Genomic DNA, 20451 nt, shown 5'->3' on the forward strand with positions numbered 1-20451 from the left:
AGCTGCTGTTGAAACTGCTGATTCTCGATCGGGACGGGGTGATCAATCACGACTCCGACGCTTACATCAAATCGGTGGAGGAGTGGTTGCCGCTACCCGGTTCGATCGAAGCCATCGCGCAGTTGAGCAAGGCCGGCTGGACGGTGGCGGTTGCCACCAACCAGTCGGGCATTGCCCGCGGTTATTATGACCTCGCCGTGCTCGAAGCCATGCACGAGCACCTGCGTGCATTGGTGGCGGAGCAGGGCGGGGAAGTCGGGCTGATCGTCTATTGCCCCCACGGGCCGGACGAAGGTTGCGATTGCCGCAAGCCCAAGCCGGGCATGTTGAAAACCATTGCCGCGCATTATGGCGTGGCGCTGGCGGGTGTGTGGTTCGTCGGCGACAGCCTCGGTGACCTGGAGGCGGCCAAGGCCGTCGATTGTCAGCCAGTTTTGGTAAAGACCGGGAAAGGCGAAAAGACTCTGGGCAAGACCCTACCGGTAGGCACCTTGATTTTTGACGACTTGGCGGCGATTGCCGCTGAACTTATCCACAATTAGAGCTCCCAAGACAACCTGATCAAGGATTGTTCGGGAAGCGCTTGAACAGGCGGGCATTGCCCGCAACGGTAAATGCCGCTATGTCGATATTGCAGGCCATCAGAGCCTTTCTCTTTTACCTGCTGTTGGGCACCAGTTCCTTGCTGTGGTGCTCCCTGAGTTTTTTCATCGCGCCTTTCTTGCCGTTCAAGGCGCGCTACCGTTTCATCAATGTGTACTGGTGCCGCTGCGCGCTGTGGTTGAGCAAGGTGTTTCTTGGCATCAGCTATGAAATCAAAGGTGCCGAGAACGTGCCTGACCGGCCCTGCGTGATCCAATCCAACCACCAGAGCACCTGGGAGACGTTCTTTCTCTCGGCCTATTTCGAACCGTTGAGCCAAGTGCTCAAGCGTGAACTGTTGTTCGTGCCGTTCTTCGGCTGGGCCATGGCGATGCTGCGCCCGATCGCCATCGATCGCGACAACCCCAAGGCGGCCCTCAAGCAGGTCGCGAAGAAGGGCGACGAACTGCTCAAGGATAACGTTTGGGTGCTGATCTTCCCCGAGGGCACCCGTGTTCCTTATGGAACTGTCGGCAAATTCTCCCGCAGCGGTTCGGCATTGGCCGTGAACGCCGATCTTCCCGTGCTGCCGATTGCACACAATGCCGGCAAATTCTGGCCCAAGGCTGGCTGGATCAGGAAACCGGGCGTCATCACCGTGGTGATTGGCGCGCCGATGTATGCCGAAGGCACTGGGCCCCGTGCCATCGCCGAGCTCAATGACCGCGTACAAGCCTGGAATGAACAGACACAACGGGAAATGGGCTCGCTGCCTCCGACCCCGACAACACCGGCCACCTCCGACCAGCTCGCTGTTTGAGATCTGTGGATAACCTGTGTACCGTTTTTTCGAAATCCGTTGCTTTTATGCTGTAGGTCTATGTTTTTAATACATATTTCCTAAACACATAAAACCCGCGATTAGGTGCATAAGTTTTTTATAGCACCAAAAGATCGCGGCCTTCGGCAGCTCCTACAGCCGAAGGCCGCGATCTTTTCAATCTGCCAATAACGGAAAGCGCAGGCTAAACGTCGTGCCTTTACCCACCACGCTACGGCACTCGATTTTCCCCTCGTGATGGTCAACCACGGCCTTGACCATCGACAGCCCCAAGCCAATTCCATCGACCCCGTGAGCCGAGGAAAACCGTCGGTACTGACTGAACAGGTCGGGTAGTTCTTCGGCGCTGATGCCTTTGCCCTGGTCGGCGACATTGCAGATCAACCAGCCCGGGGTGCAATGAACCTGCAGCGAAATGCAGGCGTCGGGCGCGCTGTACTTGATGGCATTTTCCAGCAGATTGAACAGAGCACGGGTCAGCAACGGTTGATCCGCCCTCACCATCGCCTCTTCATCCGCTATTTCATGAATCAACTGGATGCGTTTTGCCTGGGCGATGGGCAGCGCCTGGTCGAGTACATCCAGCACCAGCATGGCGAACAGCGTCGGCTGGAATTGATACGCCTCGGATTCGGCCTTGGCCAATTGCACGAAGCCCTCGGTCAGGTCCAGGGCGCGACGTACCTGGCGCTCGATCTGGTCGAACAGCGGATTGTCCCCACCGACCTGATGCCGTTGCACATCGAGCAATGCAAGGATCGCCGAGTGCGGGGCGCGCAAGTCGTGGGAGAGAAAACGCAGCATGACGCTGCGCTGTTCTTCAGCCTCACGTTCGGCGCTCAGGTCCGTGAGGCTCAACAACCAGCCAATCGGCGCGTCGCCATCAACCGGCAACAACGCCGCCCGTTCCAGGCGCAAGCTGCGCTCGCGAATGTCGCGAAACTCCACCAAGGGCAATGTGGATAACCGGTGATGGCCCCCATGCTCCAACCCTGGATAACCCAATTGCCCGAGATGCTCCAGCACGTCGCCGCCCGCCAGGCCATGACCGAACAGCTCGCGCGCCTTGCGATTGCCAAGCAACAGCTTGCCTTGAGGATCACTGATCATGGTCGCCACCGGCAGGTATTCCAGGCCATCGGCAATGAAACGCCGGGTGTCGCGGGTTCGACTCATGGCTTGTTCCAGGGCCATGATCTGACCCTGCAAGCGGTCACTGCCGGTGTAGGAGGCGCGGCGACGTTCCGGGAAAACCTTGGGCTCCGCGTCCAGGCGTGCCAGCTCCCAGCCGAAATAGGCCAACACCACGCTCAGGCGCCGCCAGTTCCAGATCAGGTAGCCGAACATAATGCCCAGCACACTTGCCATGGGCGACCACCACCAGCCTCGCGCGCCCAGCATGGCACTGATCAACAGGGCCAGGCTCATGCCGCCCACTGTTGTCCACAGGGCCAGGCGCGGGCGCAACAGCAACAAGCCCAATACACAGGCCACCAAACACACCGACAACAACACAGCGCCTGGATGGTTACCCGTCGATTGGCTGCTCAGTGACAGCAAGGCCGTCAGCGGCAACAGCAACAGACTTATCCACAGCCACTCCCGCACCAACTGACGAAACAACCGCTGGACCTGGGTTGGCTCACGACTTTCACGCCGACGTTGGTTACTCATAGGCCTCCTGGCCAAACTCAAGAACTGGGGATTTTTTCACAGGCCTGCAAAGCCCACGACTATAACGGGACTCGATGGGTGGCGCGCTGCTGCCTTTCCCTCTGTGCCGCGAGCCGGTATTGTCGCAGCCAGCGACAGGTCAATGACAACAAATCAGCCTCGGCTGCGTTTCATTGCCACCTGAAGATGTCCGTTACTCTCGAGATCAAGGAATCGCATTCCATGCGTGTCGCCATACTGGACGATGAACCGGCCGAGCTGCGCCGGGTAGAACAGACCCTGCAACAAATCCCCGGCAGGGGCGAGCAAGGCTGGACCCTGCACAGCTTTGAGCGAGGCGAGGACTTGTTGCGGCAACTGCGCCGGGAAACCTTCGACCTGTTGATCCTCGACTGGCAATTGCCCGACATCAGCGGGCTTTCATTGCTGCGCTGGACCCGCGAGCACATGGATTCGCCACCGGCCGCCATCATGCTGACCAGCCGCGACGGCGAGCACGACATCGTCCAGGCCCTCAACGCCGGCGCCGACGACTATGTGAGCAAACCCTTCCGGCCCAACGAGCTCAAGGCCCGGGTCACCGCTGTGCTGCGCCGTCACAACCTGCAGCGCGCGCCCGCCAGCGACGTGCTGGTGTTCAACGACCTGGCGTTCGACGACGCCGAGCTGACCATCACCCGCGCCGGCATTCCCATCAGCCTGACCGAGCGGGAATACCGCCTGGCCCGGTGCCTGTTCGCCAACCTGGGCCGGCCGCTGTCTCGGGAGTATTTCTACGAACGCTTCTGGACCCACGAGGAAATGACCTCGTCCCGCCCGCTCGACACCCATATCTATCGCCTGCGCAACAAGCTCGGCCTGACGGCAGATCGGGGTTGGCAATTGCTGACTATTTATGGGTATGGGTATCGGTTGGAGAGTGTGGCTGCGGGAAGCGAAGCGTCTGTCGCGAGTTAGCAAAAAAGGCCAACGCATGAACGTTGGCCTTTTTCGTTGGAGCGGATGAACCCAGGGTGATCAGCTCACCTGGCCATCTGTAGCCCTTTTCCTGCCTTGGCGATCCGACGGCGCTGCACCAGCAACCCGGACGCGACGACCAGTACGCTGAGCAGACCGGTCGCGAGGATTTCCACGCGGTGGGCTTCCTGGAACAGCATGATGGTCAAGGCTCCCACGATGAAGACGATCACCGCGTAGGTCAGGCCGGGGAACAGCCACATGCTGAAGGCGACTTTCTCACCACGCGCCATGCGCTGTTTGCGCATGCGCAGTTGCGAAATCGCGATGACCAGGTACACCAGCAACGCAATGGCGCCGGAGCTGGCCAGCAGGAATTCGAACACGGCGGCCGGAGCCACATAGTTGGCGAACACGGCGAGGAAGGCCGCCCCGGTCGACAGCATCACCGCCCAGTAAGGCGTACCGCTCTTGTTGGTGCGCTGGGAAACGGCCGGCGCATCACCACGCTTGCCCAACGAGAACATCATCCGCGAAGCCGTATACAGCGCCGAGTTCAGGCAGCTCGTGACCGCCACCAGGACGACGATATCGACGATCAGTTTGGCATTGGGGATGCCCATGCGCTCCAGCACCGTCTGGTAGGAACCGACGCTGGCCAGGATCGGATCGTTCCACGGCACCAGGGCGACGACGATGAAGATGGAGACGAGATAGAACAAGCCAATCCGCCAGATGACCGAGTTGGTCGCCTTGGAAATCTGCTGGCCCGGGTTCTTCGATTCGGCCGCCGCAATGGTCACGATCTCGGTGCCCATGAACGAAAACATGGTGGTCAGGATTGCCCCCAACACCGCGCCCATACCGTTGGGCAGGAAGCCCTGGGTGTCGAACAGGTGCGAAACACCGCTGACCTGGCTGGTGGGCAGCAAGCCGAAGATCGCCATCGCACCCAGGCCAATGAAGCCGATGATCGCCACCACCTTGACCAGGGCGAACCAGAATTCGAATTCCCCGTAATTCTTCACGCTGAACAGGTTGGTGACCGTCAGCAGCAGGGTAATGACCAAGGTGAAGGCCCAGATTGCCACGTTCGGAAACCAGGCATGCAGGATCGTCGCGGCGGCGTTGGCCTCCAGCGGAATCACCAGGACCCAGAACCACCAGTAGAGCCAGCCGATGGTGAAACCGGCCCAATGACCAATCGCACGGTCAGCATAGGTCGAGAAGGAACCGGTGTCCGGCGATGCCACCGCCATTTCACCCAGCATCCGCATCACCAGTACCACCAGGGCACCCGCGGCAGCGTAAGCCAGCAGCACGGCTGGACCGGCCGCTGCGATAGCGTGGCCGGAGCCAACGAAAAGGCCAGCGCCGATGACGCCGGCGATGGATAGCATCGTCACATGCCGGGGTTTGAGCCCTTGCTCCAGATGATTGGAAGTTTGCGTACCGCTCATTGAGACTACCCTTGGTGTTGGATTTATTCGTGTCACCTCGTACCCACCGTTCCCCTGTCAATTTAAAGAAACGATGTGTAATTTATTTAACACGCAAGTTCTGCGCCAGAAAATCTGAGGCCCCGTTATCCGGGGCTCTCACCCAATTCCTAACCTATTGAGCATGAAGGCTTTGTGCCAAGGTGTTACCGAGTTACCCCGTTTTTTATCCACAGGCCTGAAAAGGGTGCACGTTTTTCAAACGTAAAAAAAAGCCAACGCATAAGCGTTGGCTTTTTTTTGGAGCGGTGCTGCTGAAGGGATCAGAAATCCAGGTTGGATACCGCCAACGCATTGCTCTCGATGAAGTCACGACGAGGCTCGACCGCATCACCCATCAGGGTGTTGAAGATCTGGTCCGCGCCAATGGCGTCTTCGATGGTGACTTTCAGCATCCGGCGCGAGCCTGGATCCATGGTGGTTTCCCACAGCTGATCCGGGTTCATCTCGCCAAGACCTTTGTATCGCTGGATGGTGTGGCGCTTGGTGCTTTCGGCCATCAGCCACTCAAGGGCTTCCTTGAACTCGGTCACGGCCTTCTTGCGTTCACCACGTTGGATGTACGCACCTTCGTCCAGCAGCGTGCTCAGTTGCGCGCCGAGGGATACGACGGTCTTGTAGTCGTTGCTGCCGAAGAAGTCGCGGTTGAAGGTGACGTAGTTCGACAGGCCGTGGGAGATCAGTTCGACCTCCGGCAGCCAGACGTTACGTTCACGGTCTTCACGCAGGCTGGCTTTGTAGACCAGGCCGGATTTCTCGACAGTGCGCAAGCGCACTTCGTACTGGGCCAGCCAATCCTGCATCGCTGCGTGATCGGACAGTTGCTCCAGGCTCACGGCTGGCAGGTAGATGAAGTGCTCGGTCAGTTCCTGTGGGTACAGGCGCGACAGACGCTTGAGGGTCTTCATCACCAGGCGGAAGTCATTCACCAGGCGCTCAAGGGCTTCACCGGAAATGCCTGGGGCATCTTCGTTCAGGTGCAGGCTCGCGTCTTCCAGGGCCGACTGCGTCATGTACTCTTCCATGGCGTCGTCGTCTTTGATGTATTGCTCTTGCTTGCCTTTCTTGACCTTGTACAGCGGCGGCTGGGCGATGTAGATGTAGCCGCGCTCGATCAACTCCGGCAACTGACGGAAGAAGAATGTCAGCAGCAGCGTACGGATGTGCGAACCGTCGACGTCAGCATCGGTCATGATGATGATGTTGTGATAGCGCAGCTTGTCGATGTTGTACTCTTCGCGGCCAATACCGCAGCCCAACGCCGTGATCAAGGTGCCGACTTCCTGGGAGGAAATCATCTTGTCGAAGCGCGCCTTCTCGACGTTCAGGATCTTGCCCTTGAGCGGCAGGATGGCCTGGGTGCGGCGGTTGCGACCCTGCTTGGCGGAACCGCCAGCAGAGTCACCTTCCACCAGATACAGCTCGGACAGGGCAGGGTCCTTTTCCTGGCAGTCGGCCAGTTTGCCCGGCAAGCCGGCGATGTCCAGCGCGCCTTTGCGGCGGGTCATCTCACGGGCCTTGCGCGCCGCTTCACGGGCACGGGCGGCGTCGATCATCTTGCCGACCACCAGCTTGGCTTCGTTCGGGTTTTCCAGCAGGAAGTCGGAGAAGTACTTGCCCATCTCCTGTTCAACTGCGGTCTTCACTTCGGAAGACACCAGCTTGTCCTTGGTCTGGGAGCTGAACTTCGGATCCGGCACCTTCACCGAGATAATCGCGGTCAGGCCTTCACGGGCATCGTCACCGGTGGTGGCGACTTTATGCTTCTTCGCCAGGCCTTCCTGTTCGATGTAGTTGTTCAAGTTGCGGGTCAGCGCCGAACGGAAGCCCACCAGGTGGGTGCCGCCGTCGCGCTGCGGGATGTTGTTGGTGAAGCACAACAGGTTCTCGTTGAAGCTGTCGTTCCACTGCAGGGCGATTTCCACGCCGATGCCGTCTTCACGCTGGACGTTGAAATGGAACACCTGGTTGACCGGGGTCTTGTTGGTGTTCAGGTACTCAACGAACGCACGCAGGCCGCCTTCGTACTTGAACAGCTCTTCCTTGCCGCTGCGCTCGTCCTTGAGGACGATGCCGACACCGGAGTTGAGGAAGGACAGTTCACGAATCCGCTTGGCCAGGATGTCCCAGCTGAAGTGGATGTTCTTGAAGGTTTCGCTCGAAGCCTTGAAGTGGATCTGGGTGCCTGTGCTTTCGCTGTCGCCAACGATCGCCATCGGTGCCTGGGGCACGCCGTGGATGTAGGTCTGCTCCCAGATCTTGCCGCTGCGGCGAACGGTCAGGACCAGTTGTTCGGACAGCGCGTTCACTACCGATACACCTACGCCGTGCAGACCGCCGGATACCTTGTAGGAGTTGTCGTCGAACTTACCGCCTGCGTGGAGGACGGTCATGATGACCTCGGCGGCGGAAACGCCTTCCTCTTTATGCACGTCTACCGGGATGCCACGGCCGTTGTCGCGAACGGTGATGGACTCATCCGGGTGGATGATGATGCTGATGTCGTCGCAATGGCCGGCGAGGGCTTCGTCGATGGAGTTGTCGACCACCTCGAACACCATGTGGTGCAGGCCGCTACCATCGTCGGTGTCACCAATGTACATACCGGGACGTTTGCGTACGGCATCCAGGCCTTTCAGCACTTTAATGCTCGTTGAGTCGTACGTATTTTCTTCGCTCAATGCCTTCACTCCCGATGGTCGTGGGTCTGGGTGATACGGCCCTGTTCCACGTGGAACAGAGCGACTGGCGTTTCCGTCTGCCAGCCTTCCCTCAATAATTCGTGGTCTACACAGGTGATGAACACCTGGCAGCGTAAGTCTTCCAGCAAGCGGCATAGCGCGCGGCGGTGGGCTTCGTCCAGCTCGGACGGCAAGTCATCCACCAGATAAATACACTGACCACGGCGGGCCTGGCTGACCAGATGCCCCTGGGCTATGCGCAAGGCACACACCACCAACTTCTGCTGCCCCCGGGACAAGATGTCCGCGGCGTTATGTGCGCCCAATCTGAGACGCAAGTCAGCACGTTGTGGTCCGGCCTGGGTATGGCCCATCTGCTGGTCCCGCTGCAGCGAGCCAGCCAACACGGTGCTCAGTTCCCGGTCCTTGTCCCAGCCTCGGTAATAGCTGAGCGTCAGGCCCTCAAGCTCAACCAGCTCGCTCAAGGTCTGCTCGAAGACCGGTTTCAAGGCTTTGATGTAAGCGCGGCGGTATTCATCGATTTCAGCGCTGGCCTGGCACAGTTCCCTGTCCCAAACCGCTTGCGAAACGGCGTCAAGTGTACCATGTCGCAGCCAAGAGTTTCGCTGGCGCAGCGCCTTCTGCAGGCGTTGCCAAGTCGTCATGAAACGCGGTTCCACGTGGAACACGCCCCAATCGAGAAATTGCCGACGAATCTTCGGTGCCCCCTCCAACAGACGGAAGCTGTCCGGGTTGATCAACTGCAATGGCAGGATCTCGGCCAGCTGTGCCGCGCTACGGGCGTTCTGCCCATCGATGCGGATCTGGAACTCGCCTTGCCGGTCCCGCGATATCCCCAGGGCACTATGGCCGCCTTCTGCCAGTTCCACCTGCCCGAACACGGTGCATGCCAGTTGATCGTACTGGATGACTGGTAATAGGCGGGTGCTGCGAAACGAACGGGCAAGCCCGAGCAGGTGCACGGCTTCCAGGACGCTGGTTTTGCCGCTGCCGTTGGCGCCGTAAAGGATATTGATGCGGGGGGAGGGGGAGAAGGTCACCGGGTGCAGATTGCGCACCGCGGTGACCGAGACGCGACTTAAGGACATCTAGCTTCTGCTGGGCATGATTACAGACGCATCGGCATGACAACGTAAGCCGAATCGTCGTTATCGGACTCTTGCACCAGCGCACTGCTGTTGGAGTCGGACAGGATCAGACGCACTTGCTCGGTGGTCATCACGCCAAGCACGTCGAGCAGGTAGCTGACGTTGAAGCCGATTTCCAGGGAGCCGCCGTTGTACTCAACGCCTACTTCTTCTTCCGCTTCTTCCTGCTCCGGGTTGTTCGCCTGGATCTTCAGCTGACCATTGGCCAGTTGCAGGCGGATGCCACGGTACTTCTCGTTGGAGAGAATCGCGGTACGGCTGAAAGCTTCGCGCAGCGCCTGGCGATCGCCCAGGACCAGCTTGTCGCCACCTTTTGGCAGCACGCGCTCGTAGTCAGGGAATTTGCCGTCTACCAGCTTCGACGTGAAGGTGAACTCGCCGGTGGTGGCGCGGATGTGGTGCTGGCCCAGCACGATGCTGACGTTGCCGTCCGGCTCGGTCAGCAGGCGGGCCAACTCTAGGATACCTTTGCGCGGCACGATCACCTGGTGGCGATCCGGCTGACCAATATCGGCCTGCATCGAGCACATGGCCAGGCGGTGGCCGTCGGTGGCGACGGCGCGGATGACGCCAGCCGACACTTCCAGGAGCATGCCGTTGAGGTAATAACGCACGTCCTGCTGGGCCATGGCGAAACTGGTGCGTTCGATCAGGCGACGCAATTTGCTCTGGTCCAGGCTGCAGGTCAGCGAACCCGGGCCTTCTTCCACAGTCGGGAAATCGTTGGCTGGCAGCGTGGACAAGGTGAAACGGCTGCGACCGGCCTTGACCACGAGCTTCTGCTCATCGACCTTGATGTCGATCAGCGCGTCGTTGGGCAGGCTCTTGCAGATGTCCATCAGCTTGCGCGCCGGCACGGTGATGGAACCCGGATCGGCCGGTTCTTCAAGTTGCACACGACCGACCAGCTCGACTTCCAGGTCGGTACCGGTCAGCGACAGTTGCTGGCCTTCGACAACCAGCAGCACGTTGGAAAGTACCGGCAAGGTCTGGCGGCGTTCGACGACGCCTGCGACCAGTTGCAGGGGTTTCAACAGGGCTTCGCGTTGAATGGTGAAATGCATGGTCTAGTCCCTTGCCTTAATAAGCTGCGCTGGTGGTCATCAAGTGGTCAGTGTACGCAGCAGGTTCTTGTAGTCCTCGCGGATGTCCGCGTCGGATTCCTTAAGTTCGTTGATCTTGCGGCAGGCGTGCAGCACGGTGGTATGGTCGCGTCCGCCAAACACATCGCCGATTTCCGGCAGGCTGTGGTTGGTCAGTTCCTTGGACAGGGCCATCGCCACCTGACGCGGACGTGCTACCGAACGCGAACGGCGTTTGGACAGCAGGTCGGAAATCTTGATTTTGTAGTATTCCGCAACGGTTCGCTGAATGTTATCCACAGAAACCAATTTGTCCTGAAGTGCCAACAGATCCTTCAAGGATTCGCGAATCAACTCGATGGTAATGTCGCGACCCATGAAGTGCGAGTGAGCGATCACCCGCTTGAGGGCACCTTCGAGCTCACGCACGTTGGAGCGAATACGCTGAGCGATGAAGAACGCGGCGTCGTGAGGCAGCTCGACCTTGGCCTGGTCGGCTTTCTTCATCAGGATCGCGACCCGGGTTTCCAGCTCGGGCGGCTCGACGGCCACCGTCAAGCCCCAGCCGAAACGCGACTTGAGGCGTTCTTCAAGGCCTTCGATTTCTTTCGGGTAGCGGTCACTGGTGAGAATGACCTGCTGCCCGCCTTCAAGCAACGCGTTGAAGGTGTGGAAAAACTCTTCCTGGGAACGCTCCTTGCGGGCGAAGAACTGAATATCGTCGATCAGCAAGGCGTCCACCGAACGGTAGAAACGCTTGAACTCGTTGATCGCGTTCAGCTGCAGCGCCTTGACCATGTCGGCCACGAAACGCTCGGAATGCAGGTACACGACCTTGGCATTCGGGTTCTTCTTTAATAGATGGTTGCCCACCGCGTGCATCAAGTGGGTCTTACCCAAGCCTACGCCACCATAAAGGAACAGCGGGTTGTAGCCGTGCTTGGGATTATCCGCGACCTGCCAGGCTGCCGCGCGGGCCAGTTGGTTGGATTTACCTTCGACGAAATTCTCGAAGGTAAAGGTCCGGTTCAGGTAGCTGGTGTGCTTGAGCGCACCTTCGACCTGGACGGTGCGCTGTTCGGCCCGCACTGGCGCCTGCTGGGAGCTGGCACCGGCCATCGGGTCGAAGCTGTCCCGGGAGGGTTCTTCGCTGACCTCGGCGACCTTTTGTGCGTTGCGTTTGCTCGGGGCGGGCGCGGGTGCCGGGGCAGCATGGTTGTTAACCGGTGCCGTTGCAGCCTGCTGGGCCTGTGACGCCGCGGCGGCCAGCGGCGCGTTGGGTGCGGCGCGCGGTGCCGAGCTGCGCTTGCTGCCTATTAATAAGGACAACGCAGGCGCCATGCCATTGCCATGCTCGTCGAGCAGTTCCATGACCCGGCCCAGGTACTTTTCGTTGACCCAGTCGAGAACGAAACGGTTCGGTGCATAGACACGCAACTCGTCGCCTTCGGCTTCGACCTGTAGTGGACGGATCCAAGTGTTGAATTGTTGGGCAGGCAGCTCATCGCGCAAAAGCTCCACGCACTGCTGCCAAAGTTCCACTGACACGGATATCCCCTAAGTTGAAAGCCGGTGAGGCAAAAACAAGCGGCCATTGTAGCGATCAGACGCCCACTTATCCACATGCAGCTTGCTGATCGCCCATGATTTATCAATGCGTTAACTGCAAGAAAGACGACGGGCGGTCGGTGGATAAGCTCTGTGGATAACCGGGTCTGAGGTCGTTGCACAAGTGGGGGCGAAAGTCGGTGGATAACCGGCCTGTGGATAACCACCCATTCCACACACAGCTTATCCGACAGCGCAGCACAGGCTGGCCACTGCTTTCCCCTGTAGTTGTCATTCTCTGTACATGGCGGATTACAAGGCCTGAGCATGGTTATCCACAGACAGATGGCTGCCTTGCTTTTATAAGCTTTACAGAAAAGCTTTAAATAATTCCCTTCTTTATTTCTATATCTAGCGTCGTGTGATGAATCCGCCCAAGCGCCTGGATATCTATTTAAAGGAAACGCTGGTTGGAAATTGACCTAGAGGCTTGCTTTCTCTAGAATCCCCGGTCTCTTAAAACGGGGGCCATTCCGGCCCGTTGTGGACGAACCAGGTAACACGACATGAAACGTACTTTCCAACCAAGCACTATCAAACGCGCTCGTACCCACGGTTTCCGTGCTCGCATGGCTACCAAGAACGGTCGTGCCGTCCTGTCGCGTCGTCGCGCCAAAGGTCGTGCGCGTCTGGCAGTTTGATAATCCGGCACTGGAGGTGAGTCAGGACTTCAGTCGGGAAAAGCGTCTGCTTACACCCCGGCATTTCAAGGCAGTCTTTGACTCCCCTACCGGCAAGGTTCCGGGGAAAAATCTCCTGCTCCTTGCGCGCAGTAACGATCTCGATCACCCCCGACTAGGGCTGGTTATCGGGAAAAAGAGCGTCAAGCTCTCTGTTCAGCGCAATCGCCTCAAACGTCTGATGCGCGAATCGTTTCGCCTTAACCAGGATTCACTGGTTGGATGGGACATTGTTATCGTCGCGCGCAAAGGTTTGGGTGACGTAGAAAACCCCGAATTGATTCAGCATTTCGGCAAGCTCTGGAAGCGTCTGGCCCGCAACAAGCCAGTACCAGCAGTCAACACCGAAACTGTAGGGGTAGACAGTCCTGATGCGTAAACTGGCACTCGTTCCGATCCAGTTTTACCGCTATGCCATTAGTCCTTTGATGGCCAGTCACTGTCGTTTCTACCCCAGTTGTTCCTGCTACGCGTACGAAGCCATAGAAAATCATGGCCTACTGCGCGGTGGCTGGCTGACCTTTCGTCGTTTAGGTCGCTGTCATCCGTGGAATCCCGGCGGTTATGACCCGGTTCCGCCTATCCCTACCTCCCGTTCTTCTTCGATGGCCGAGTAATCATGGATATCAAACGCACGATCCTGATCGTCGCCCTGGCAATCGTGTCCTACGTCATGGTCCTTAAATGGAACCAGGACTATGGCCAGGCTGCCCTGCCGACTCAGAATGTTGCAGCCAGCAATACCGCACCGAGCCTGCCGGATGCCCCAGTTGGCAACAACGCTGCCAGCAATGACGACATCCCGCGCGCGGCAAGCGATACCAGCGCTCCCGCCGAAGCCCCCGTGGCCGTAAGCAAAGATCTCATCCAGATCAAGACGGACGTGCTCGAGCTGGCAATCGATCCACAAGGTGGTGACGTCGCCCAGCTGAAGCTGCCGCTGTACCCGCGTCGCCAGGATCATCCGGAAATCCCGTTCCAGTTGTTCGACAACGGTAACGAGCGTACCTATCTGGCCCAAAGTGGCCTGATCGGTACCAACGGCCCGGATTCGAACCCGGCCGGTCGCCCGATCTACTCCGCCGAGAAGAAGACTTATCAACTGGCTGACGGTCAGGACCAATTGGTCGTGGACCTGAAGTTCAGCAAGGATGGCGTCAATTACATCAAGCGTTTCACCTTGAAACGTGGCCTGTATGACGTAACCGTCTCTTACCTGATCGACAACCAGAGCGCACAGCCCTGGTCTGGTGCGATGTTCGCGCAATTGAAGCGTGACGCCAGCTCCGATCCTTCTTCGAGCACTGCCACCGGCACCGCGACTTACCTGGGCGCCGCCCTGTGGACAAGTTCGGAGCCGTACAAGAAAGTGTCGATGAAGGACATGGACAAGGGCCCGCTCAAGGAAACCGTCCAAGGTGGCTGGGTTGCCTGGCTGCAGCACTACTTTGTAACAGCCTGGATCCCGCAGAAAGGCGACAGCAACGTCGTCCAGACGCGGAAAGACAGCAAAGGCAACTTCATCATCGGTTACACCGGCCCGACATTGACTGCCGCGCCAGGTGCGAAAGCCGAAACCAGCGCCATTCTGTATGCCGGTCCTAAAAGCCAGGCCGTGCTGAAAGAGTTGTCCCCAGGTCTGGAACTGACTGTGGACTACGGTTTCCTGTGGTTCATTGCCCAGCCGATCTTCTGGCTGCTGCAACATATCCACAGCATCGTCGGTAACTGGGGCTGGTCGATCATTTTCCTGACCATGCTGATCAAGGGTCTGTTCTTCCCATTGTCGGCCGCCAGCTACAAATCCATGGCTCGCATGCGCGCTGTGGCCCCGAAACTGGCCGCGCTGAAAGAGCAACATGGCGATGACCGGCAGAAAATGTCCCAGTCCATGATGGAGTTGTACAAGAAAGAGAAGATCAACCCGCTGGGTGGATGCTTGCCGATTCTTGTACAGATGCCCGTGTTCCTGTCGCTGTACTGGGTGTTGCTGGAAAGCGTGGAGATGCGTCAGGCACCGTTCATGCTGTGGATTACCGACCTGTCGATCAAGGATCCGTTCTTCATCCTGCCGATCATCATGGGCGCGACCATGTTCATCCAGCAGCAGCTGAACCCAACGCCTCCGGATCCGATGCAGGCGAAGGTCATGAAAATGATGCCAATCATCTTCACCTTCTTCTTCCTGTGGTTCCCGGCTGGTCTTGTGCTGTACTGGGTTGTGAACAACGTGTTGTCCATCACTCAGCAGTGGTACATCACGCGTAAGATCGAAGCGGCTACGAAAAAAGCCGAGGCGTAACTTGCTCTGTGGATAACCACACAAAACGCCCCCTAGTGGGGCGTTTTGCTATCTGCCACTTTTGTCTGGATATCGCTTTATGAGCGCACCGCGTGAAACCATCGCCGCCGTTGCCACTGCCCAAGGTCGCGGCGGTGTCGGCATCGTCCGTATTTCGGGGCCCTTGGCCAGTGTTGCGGCCAAGGCAATCAGCGGTCGTGAACTCAAGCCGCGGTTTGCTCATTACGGTCCGTTTTTCAGTGATGACCAGCAGGTCCTCGACGAGGGGCTGGCCTTGTATTTCCCTGGGCCGAATTCGTTCACCGGCGAAGACGTACTGGAACTGCAAGGGCATGGCGGCCCCGTCGTGCTGGACATGCTGCTCAAGCGTTGCCTGGAACTGGGCTGTCGCCTGGCGCGGCCGGGTGAATTCAGTGAACGGGCATTCCTCAACGACAAGCTCGACCTGGCCCAGGCCGAGGCGATCGCCGATTTGATCGAAGCCAGTTCTGCGCAGGCGGCACGCAACGCATTGCGTTCCTTGCAGGGCGCGTTTTCCCTGCGTGTGCATAACCTCACCGAACAGTTGATCGGCCTGCGGATCTACGTCGAGGCCGCGATTGATTTCCCGGAAGAAGAAATCGACTTCCTAGCCGATGGCCACGTGCTGAGCATGCTGGATAAAGTGCGCGATGAGTTATCCACAGTACTGCGCGAAGCCGGGCAGGGTGCCTTGTTGCGCGATGGGATGACCGTGGTGATCGCTGGGCGGCCGAATGCCGGCAAGTCCAGCCTGTTGAATGCCCTGGCCGGTCGTGAAGCGGCGATTGTCACCGAGATCGCCGGCACCACCCGGGACATCCTGCGTGAACATATCCACATCGACGGCATGCCGCTGCACGTAGTGGATACCGCAGGTTTGCGCGACACCGAGGACCAGGTGGAAAAGATCGGCGTTGAACGGGCGCTCAAGGCCATCGGTGAAGCCGATCGGGTCCTGCTGGTGGTGGATGCCACCGCACCGGAAGCGGACGATCCATTTGCCCTGTGGCCTGAATTCCTCGAAGTCCGCCCGGATCCGGCAAAAGTCACCTTGATCCGCAACAAGGCCGACCTGACCGGGGAAGCGATTGTCCTTGAGGTCAGCAACGACGGCCATGTGACCATCAGCCTGAGCGCGAAGGCGGCTGGCGAAGGCCTGGAATTGCTGCGTGAACACCTCAAGGCCTGCATGGGTTACGAGCAGACCTCGGAAAGCAGCTTCAGCGCCCGCAGGCGGCATCTTGAAGCCTTGCGCCATGCCAGTGCCGCCCTGGAACACGGTCGCGCGCAGCTGACCTTGGCGGGGGCGGGTGAATTGTTGGCCGAAGACCTTCGCCAGGCCCAACATTCCCTTGGGGAAATTACCGGGGCCTTCAGCTCCGATGACTTGCTGGGGCGGATCTTTTCCAGCTTCTGCATCGGTAAATAACCCCGCCTTTCAAACCGGGTTTGCCCTCGAAGCCTCTCGAGTCCAACGCAAACCCGGTTCCTCTCCTCTGTTTTTGACACGATTGCCCTTGATGGCGGCTTGCCTGTGGACGCTGCGGCGGTCCATCGCTGCGGTTTTCTGTGGATTAAGCCCTGTGAATAACTGCCATTGAGGTCGGTTGATAAACCCCCTTCAAAACTGAAGATAACCGCCTCTGTGGATAACAGGCCCATTCATCCACAGGCTTACACCGGTTATCCAAGCCCCTCATTGCCACCTGACCACAGGGTTTTGAATCTCTGTACATATTGAAAATAAAGGCCTGTGCAACGTTATCCACAGATAGGTGGCTCAGTAAGAATAAACATAAAAACAAAGATTTTATAAATTTCTTTCTTTTTAATTTCTTTAACCGCGAGTTTTCCACAGCTGGTTAAATTTTGTGCAAAGGGTTCTTTAGGAAAGGGGAAGTCCCTATACTTGCCGACCTGGCTCGAAAAACGCTCTGGCCAGGCTCAAGACCTATTTCCGAATTACCTGAATTAAGCAGGCACGAGGTGCGTGGTGGATTTCCCTTCCCGTTTTGAAGTGATCGTCATCGGCGGCGGTCATGCCGGTACCGAGGCAGCACTTGCATCAGCACGCATGGGGGCAAAAACCCTGTTGCTGACGCATAACGTGGAAACCCTCGGTGCCATGAGTTGCAACCCTGCCATTGGTGGGATCGGCAAAAGCCACCTGGTCAAGGAAATCGATGCCCTAGGTGGCGCGATGGCCATGGCCACCGATAAGGGTGGTATCCAGTTTCGCGTATTGAACAGCCGCAAAGGCCCAGCCGTGCGCGCTACTCGCGCCCAGGCCGACCGAGTCCTGTACAAGGCCGCTGTCCGTGAAATCCTGGAAAACCAGCCGAACCTGTGGATATTTCAACAAGCGGCCGATGACCTGATCGTCGAGCAGGACCAGGTACGTGGTGTCGTCACGCAAATGGGCCTGCGGTTCTTCGCCGATTCCGTGGTATTGACCACCGGGACCTTCCTCGGCGGACTTATCCACATCGGTTTGCAGAATTTTTCCGGCGGTCGCGCCGGTGACCCGCCGTCGATTGCTCTGGCTCACCGTCTGCGTGAGTTGCCATTGCGTGTCGGGCGTCTGAAAACCGGTACGCCACCTCGCATCGACGGCAAGTCCGTGGATTTCTCGGTGATGACCGAACAGCCTGGCGATACGCCGATCCCGGTGATGTCGTTCATGGGCAACAAGGAACAGCATCCACGGCAAGTCAGTTGCTGGATCACCCACACCAACGCCCGCACCCACGAAATCATCGCGGCGAACCTCGATCGTTCGCCGATGTATTCCGCTGCCGGTGAAATCGAAGGTGTCGGCCCGCGCTATTGCCCGTCGATTGAAGACAAGATCCATCGCTTTGCCGACAAGGAAAGCCATCAGGTGTTCATCGAACCGGAAGGTTTGACCACCCATGAGTTGTATCCGAACGGGATATCCACAAGTCTGCCCTTCGACGTGCAATTGCAGATCGTGCAATCGATCCGTGGCATGGAGAACGCGCACATCGTGCGTCCGGGTTATGCGATCGAGTACGACTACTTCGATCCGCGCGATTTGAAGTACAGCCTGGAAACCAAAGCTATCGGCGGTCTGTTCTTCGCCGGGCAGATCAACGGCACCACCGGCTACGAAGAAGCTGGTGCCCAGGGTTTGCTCGCCGGAGCCAACGCCGCACTGCTCGCCAAGGGCAAAGAAGCCTGGTGCCCGCGCCGCGATGAGGCGTACATCGGTGTGCTGGTGGACGACCTGATTACCCTGGGAACCCAGGAACCGTATCGGATGTTCACCTCCCGGGCCGAATATCGCCTGATCCTGCGTGAAGACAACGCCGACCTGCGCTTGACCGAGAAAGGTCGCGAACTGGGGTTGGTGGACGACGCGCGTTGGGCCGCGTTCTGCAAGAAACGCGAGAGTATCGAGCTGGAAGAGCAGCGCCTGAAAAGCACCTGGGTTCGTCCCGGTACCGAGCAGGGCGATGCCATTGCGGCGAAATTCGGCACGCCGCTGACCCACGAATACAACCTGCTCAACCTCTTGAGCCGCCCGGAAATCGACTATGCCGGGCTGGTGGAAGTGACCGGCCAGGGCGCGGAAGATCCACAGGTGGCCGAACAGGTCGAGATCAAGACCAAATACGCCGGTTACATCGACCGCCAGCAGGACGAAATCGCCCGTCTGCGCGCCAGTGAAGACACCAAGCTGCCTGTGGATATCGATTACACCGGCATTTCCGGGTTGTCGAAAGAAATCCAGAGCAAGCTCGGTGCGACCCGTCCAGAGACCCTGGGCCAGGCCTCGCGCATTCCCGGCGTCACGCCGGCGGCGATTTCCCTGTTGATGATTCATTTGAAAAAACGCGGCGCCGGCCGCCAGTTGGAGCAAAGCGCTTGAGTTCGATGGTCACCTCGCAACACGCTGAAGAGTTATCCACAGGTGCCCGTCAGCTCGGCGTCAGCCTGACCGAAGCCCAGCACGCGCAATTGCTGGGTTATCTGGCGTTGTTGATCAAATGGAACAAGGCCTACAACCTGACCGCCGTGCGCGATCCGGACGAAATGGTCTCGCGCCATTTGCTCGACAGCCTCAGTGTCATGTCCTTCGTCGAAAACGGTCGCTGGCTGGATGTCGGCAGTGGCGGTGGCATGCCAGGAATCCCGCTGGCGATACTGTTTCCCGACTCGCAAGTGACCTGCCTGGACAGCAACGGCAAGAAAACCCGCTTCCTGACCCAGGTCAAACTCGAACTCAAACTGGATAACCTGCAAGTTATCCACAGCCGCGTCGAAGCGTTCCAACCTGCCGAGCCGTTCAACGGGATCATCTCCCGGGCGTTCAGCAGCATGGAGAACTTCAGCAACTGGACTCGCCACCTGGGCGACGCCGATACGCGCTGGCTGGCAATGAAGGGCGTTCATCCGGCCGATGAGCTGGTAGCATTGCCGGCAGACTTCCACCTCGATAGCGAACACGCCTTGGCCGTACCCGGTTGCCAAGGCCAACGCCATCTGCTGATACTGCGCCGCACGGCATGATTGGGAACACAAGCAAGAATGGCTAAGGTATTCGCGATAGCGAACCAGAAGGGTGGTGTGGGCAAGACCACCACCTGTATCAACCTCGCAGCATCCCTGGTCGCGACCAAGCGCCGGGTGCTGTTGATCGATCTCGATCCACAGGGCAACGCCACCATGGGTAGCGGTGTGGATAAACATGGCCTGGAAAACTCCATCTACGACGTCCTGATCGGCGAATGCGATCTGGGCCAGGCCATGCACTTCTCCGAACACGGCGGTTATCAACTGCTGCCGGCCAACCGTGACCTGACGGCGGCCGAAGTGGTGCTGCTGGAAATGCAGATGAAGGAAAGCCGTCTGCGCAGCGCCTTGGCGCCGATCCGGGAAAACTACGATTACATCCTGATCGACTGCCCGCCGTCGCTGTCGATGCTGACCCTCAACGCCCTGGTGGCGGCCGATGGGGTAATTATCCCCATGCAGTGCGAGTACTTCGCATTGGAAGGGTTGAGCGACCTTGTGGATAACATCAAGCGCATCGCCGAACTGCTGAACCCGGACCTGAAGGTCGAAGGCCTGCTGCGGACCATGTACGACCCGCGCCTGAGCCTGATGAACGATGTTTCGGCCCAGCTCAAGGAACACTTCGGCGAGCAGCTCTACGACACGGTCATCCCGCGTAACATCCGTCTGGCCGAAGCGCCGAGCTACGGCATGCCGGCCCTGGCCTACGACAAACAATCCCGTGGCGCGCTGGCTTACCTGGCCCTGGCGGGCGAGATGGTTCGCCGTCAGCGCCGCAATCCACGCACCGCTGCAGCCCAGCCAACTTAAGGAAAC

At 58.6% G+C, this 20451-nt stretch carries 17 protein-coding genes; 11 read left to right on the top strand and 6 right to left on the bottom strand.

The window, feature by feature from the left end; all coding sequences use genetic code 11:
* The first annotated feature begins 2 nt into the window (after nucleotides 1–2).
* Together gmhB and F7R20_RS06555 are read left to right on the top strand one after the other, a co-directional pair.
* Nucleotides 3–542: a D-glycero-beta-D-manno-heptose 1,7-bisphosphate 7-phosphatase gene (gene gmhB / locus F7R20_RS06550; RefSeq protein ID WP_161796653.1), complete on the top strand. Its 540-nt coding sequence runs from the start codon at nucleotides 3–5 to the stop codon at nucleotides 540–542.
* A gap of 80 nt (nucleotides 543–622) precedes the next feature.
* The gene (locus tag F7R20_RS06555) at nucleotides 623–1402 is read left to right on the top strand and encodes a lysophospholipid acyltransferase family protein (protein WP_003196158.1); all 780 of its coding nucleotides are present in this window, start codon (nucleotides 623–625) and stop codon (nucleotides 1400–1402) included.
* A gap of 177 nt (nucleotides 1403–1579) precedes the next feature.
* Here the strand turns inward: F7R20_RS06555 and F7R20_RS06560 are convergent, their stop codons facing one another.
* The gene (locus F7R20_RS06560; protein WP_003196157.1) at nucleotides 1580–3097 is read right to left on the bottom strand and encodes a sensor histidine kinase; all 1518 of its coding nucleotides are present in this window, start codon (nucleotides 3095–3097) and stop codon (nucleotides 1580–1582) included.
* 222 nt (nucleotides 3098–3319) lie between these two features.
* Between F7R20_RS06560 and F7R20_RS06565 the strand changes: the two genes are divergently transcribed.
* Nucleotides 3320–4054 carry a response regulator transcription factor gene (locus tag F7R20_RS06565; protein WP_003196155.1) on the top strand — a complete coding sequence of 245 codons (735 nt, stop codon included), beginning with the start codon at nucleotides 3320–3322 and terminating at the stop codon, nucleotides 4052–4054.
* A 65-nt stretch (nucleotides 4055–4119) separates the two neighbouring features.
* On the opposite strand, the gene gabP is transcribed toward F7R20_RS06565, so the two are convergent.
* The 5 genes from gabP to dnaA all read right to left on the bottom strand — a co-directional run bounded on the left by gabP (nucleotide 4120) and on the right by dnaA (nucleotide 12033).
* Entirely contained in the window at nucleotides 4120–5514 is a 1395-nt protein-coding gene (gene gabP, locus F7R20_RS06570; RefSeq protein ID WP_003196152.1) for a GABA permease, read from the bottom strand.
* 302 nt (nucleotides 5515–5816) lie between these two features.
* Nucleotides 5817–8234: a DNA topoisomerase (ATP-hydrolyzing) subunit B gene (gene gyrB, locus F7R20_RS06575; RefSeq protein WP_027912872.1), complete on the bottom strand. Its 2418-nt coding sequence runs from the start codon at nucleotides 8232–8234 to the stop codon at nucleotides 5817–5819.
* Between the two features lie 5 nt (nucleotides 8235–8239).
* Complete coding sequence (gene recF / locus F7R20_RS06580) at nucleotides 8240–9343, bottom strand: DNA replication/repair protein RecF (protein ID WP_003196148.1); 1104 nt, start codon at nucleotides 9341–9343, stop codon at nucleotides 8240–8242.
* A 20-nt stretch (nucleotides 9344–9363) separates the two neighbouring features.
* Complete coding sequence (dnaN, locus tag F7R20_RS06585; RefSeq protein WP_003196145.1) at nucleotides 9364–10467, bottom strand: DNA polymerase III subunit beta; 1104 nt, start codon at nucleotides 10465–10467, stop codon at nucleotides 9364–9366.
* Between the two features lie 39 nt (nucleotides 10468–10506).
* A complete protein-coding gene (gene dnaA / locus F7R20_RS06590) occupies nucleotides 10507–12033 on the bottom strand; it encodes a chromosomal replication initiator protein DnaA (protein WP_003196144.1) in 1527 nt (508 codons plus the stop codon).
* Between the two features lie 566 nt (nucleotides 12034–12599).
* On the opposite strand from dnaA, the gene rpmH reads away from it, so the two are divergent.
* The 8 genes from rpmH to F7R20_RS06635 all read left to right on the top strand — a co-directional run bounded on the left by rpmH (nucleotide 12600) and on the right by F7R20_RS06635 (nucleotide 20445).
* Entirely contained in the window at nucleotides 12600–12734 is a 135-nt protein-coding gene (gene rpmH, locus F7R20_RS06595; RefSeq protein ID WP_003213577.1) for a 50S ribosomal protein L34, read from the top strand.
* Nucleotides 12735–12750: 16 nt separating this feature from the next.
* Complete coding sequence (gene rnpA, locus F7R20_RS06600; protein WP_003207107.1) at nucleotides 12751–13152, top strand: ribonuclease P protein component; 402 nt, start codon at nucleotides 12751–12753, stop codon at nucleotides 13150–13152.
* Nucleotides 13145–13390 carry a membrane protein insertion efficiency factor YidD gene (yidD, locus tag F7R20_RS06605; RefSeq protein WP_010465488.1) on the top strand — a complete coding sequence of 82 codons (246 nt, stop codon included), beginning with the start codon at nucleotides 13145–13147 and terminating at the stop codon, nucleotides 13388–13390. The genes rnpA and yidD overlap by 8 nt, the downstream gene beginning before the upstream one ends.
* A 2-nt stretch (nucleotides 13391–13392) precedes the next feature.
* Complete coding sequence (yidC, locus tag F7R20_RS06610) at nucleotides 13393–15075, top strand: membrane protein insertase YidC (protein ID WP_003207105.1); 1683 nt, start codon at nucleotides 13393–13395, stop codon at nucleotides 15073–15075.
* A gap of 79 nt (nucleotides 15076–15154) precedes the next feature.
* A complete protein-coding gene (gene mnmE / locus F7R20_RS06615; RefSeq protein WP_003207104.1) occupies nucleotides 15155–16525 on the top strand; it encodes a tRNA uridine-5-carboxymethylaminomethyl(34) synthesis GTPase MnmE in 1371 nt (456 codons plus the stop codon).
* Nucleotides 16526–17089: 564 nt separating this feature from the next.
* The gene (mnmG, locus tag F7R20_RS06625) at nucleotides 17090–18988 is read left to right on the top strand and encodes a tRNA uridine-5-carboxymethylaminomethyl(34) synthesis enzyme MnmG (protein ID WP_003207103.1); all 1899 of its coding nucleotides are present in this window, start codon (nucleotides 17090–17092) and stop codon (nucleotides 18986–18988) included.
* A gap of 5 nt (nucleotides 18989–18993) precedes the next feature.
* On the top strand, nucleotides 18994–19629 hold the full coding sequence (gene rsmG, locus F7R20_RS06630) for a 16S rRNA (guanine(527)-N(7))-methyltransferase RsmG (protein ID WP_013694637.1): 636 nt from the start codon (nucleotides 18994–18996) through the stop codon (nucleotides 19627–19629).
* A gap of 18 nt (nucleotides 19630–19647) precedes the next feature.
* A complete protein-coding gene (locus tag F7R20_RS06635; RefSeq protein WP_003207100.1) occupies nucleotides 19648–20445 on the top strand; it encodes a ParA family protein in 798 nt (265 codons plus the stop codon).
* The last annotated feature ends 6 nt before the right edge of the window (nucleotides 20446–20451 follow it).

The organism is Pseudomonas brassicacearum subsp. brassicacearum (genome assembly GCF_008801605.1).
Lineage (GTDB): Bacteria > Pseudomonadota > Gammaproteobacteria > Pseudomonadales > Pseudomonadaceae > Aquipseudomonas > Aquipseudomonas brassicacearum.

Bases quoted from the DNA above. Each gene is read 5' to 3' on its own strand.
- F7R20_RS06555 (WP_003196158.1), top strand. From the start codon at position 623: ATGTCGATATTGCAGGCCATCAGAGCCTTTCTCTTTTACCTGCTGTTG.
- F7R20_RS06560 (WP_003196157.1), bottom strand. From the start codon at position 3,097: ATGAGTAACCAACGTCGGCGTGAAAGTCGTGAGCCAACCCAGGTCCAG.
- F7R20_RS06565 (WP_003196155.1), top strand. From the start codon at position 3,320: ATGCGTGTCGCCATACTGGACGATGAACCGGCCGAGCTGCGCCGGGTA.
- gabP (WP_003196152.1), bottom strand. From the start codon at position 5,514: ATGAGCGGTACGCAAACTTCCAATCATCTGGAGCAAGGGCTCAAACCC.
- recF (WP_003196148.1), bottom strand. From the start codon at position 9,343: ATGTCCTTAAGTCGCGTCTCGGTCACCGCGGTGCGCAATCTGCACCCG.
- dnaN (WP_003196145.1), bottom strand. From the start codon at position 10,467: ATGCATTTCACCATTCAACGCGAAGCCCTGTTGAAACCCCTGCAACTG.
- rpmH (WP_003213577.1), top strand. From the start codon at position 12,600: ATGAAACGTACTTTCCAACCAAGCACTATCAAACGCGCTCGTACCCAC.
- yidD (WP_010465488.1), top strand. From the start codon at position 13,145: ATGCGTAAACTGGCACTCGTTCCGATCCAGTTTTACCGCTATGCCATT.
- yidC (WP_003207105.1), top strand. From the start codon at position 13,393: ATGGATATCAAACGCACGATCCTGATCGTCGCCCTGGCAATCGTGTCC.
- mnmE (WP_003207104.1), top strand. From the start codon at position 15,155: ATGAGCGCACCGCGTGAAACCATCGCCGCCGTTGCCACTGCCCAAGGT.
- rsmG (WP_013694637.1), top strand. From the start codon at position 18,994: ATGGTCACCTCGCAACACGCTGAAGAGTTATCCACAGGTGCCCGTCAG.
- F7R20_RS06635 (WP_003207100.1), top strand. From the start codon at position 19,648: ATGGCTAAGGTATTCGCGATAGCGAACCAGAAGGGTGGTGTGGGCAAG.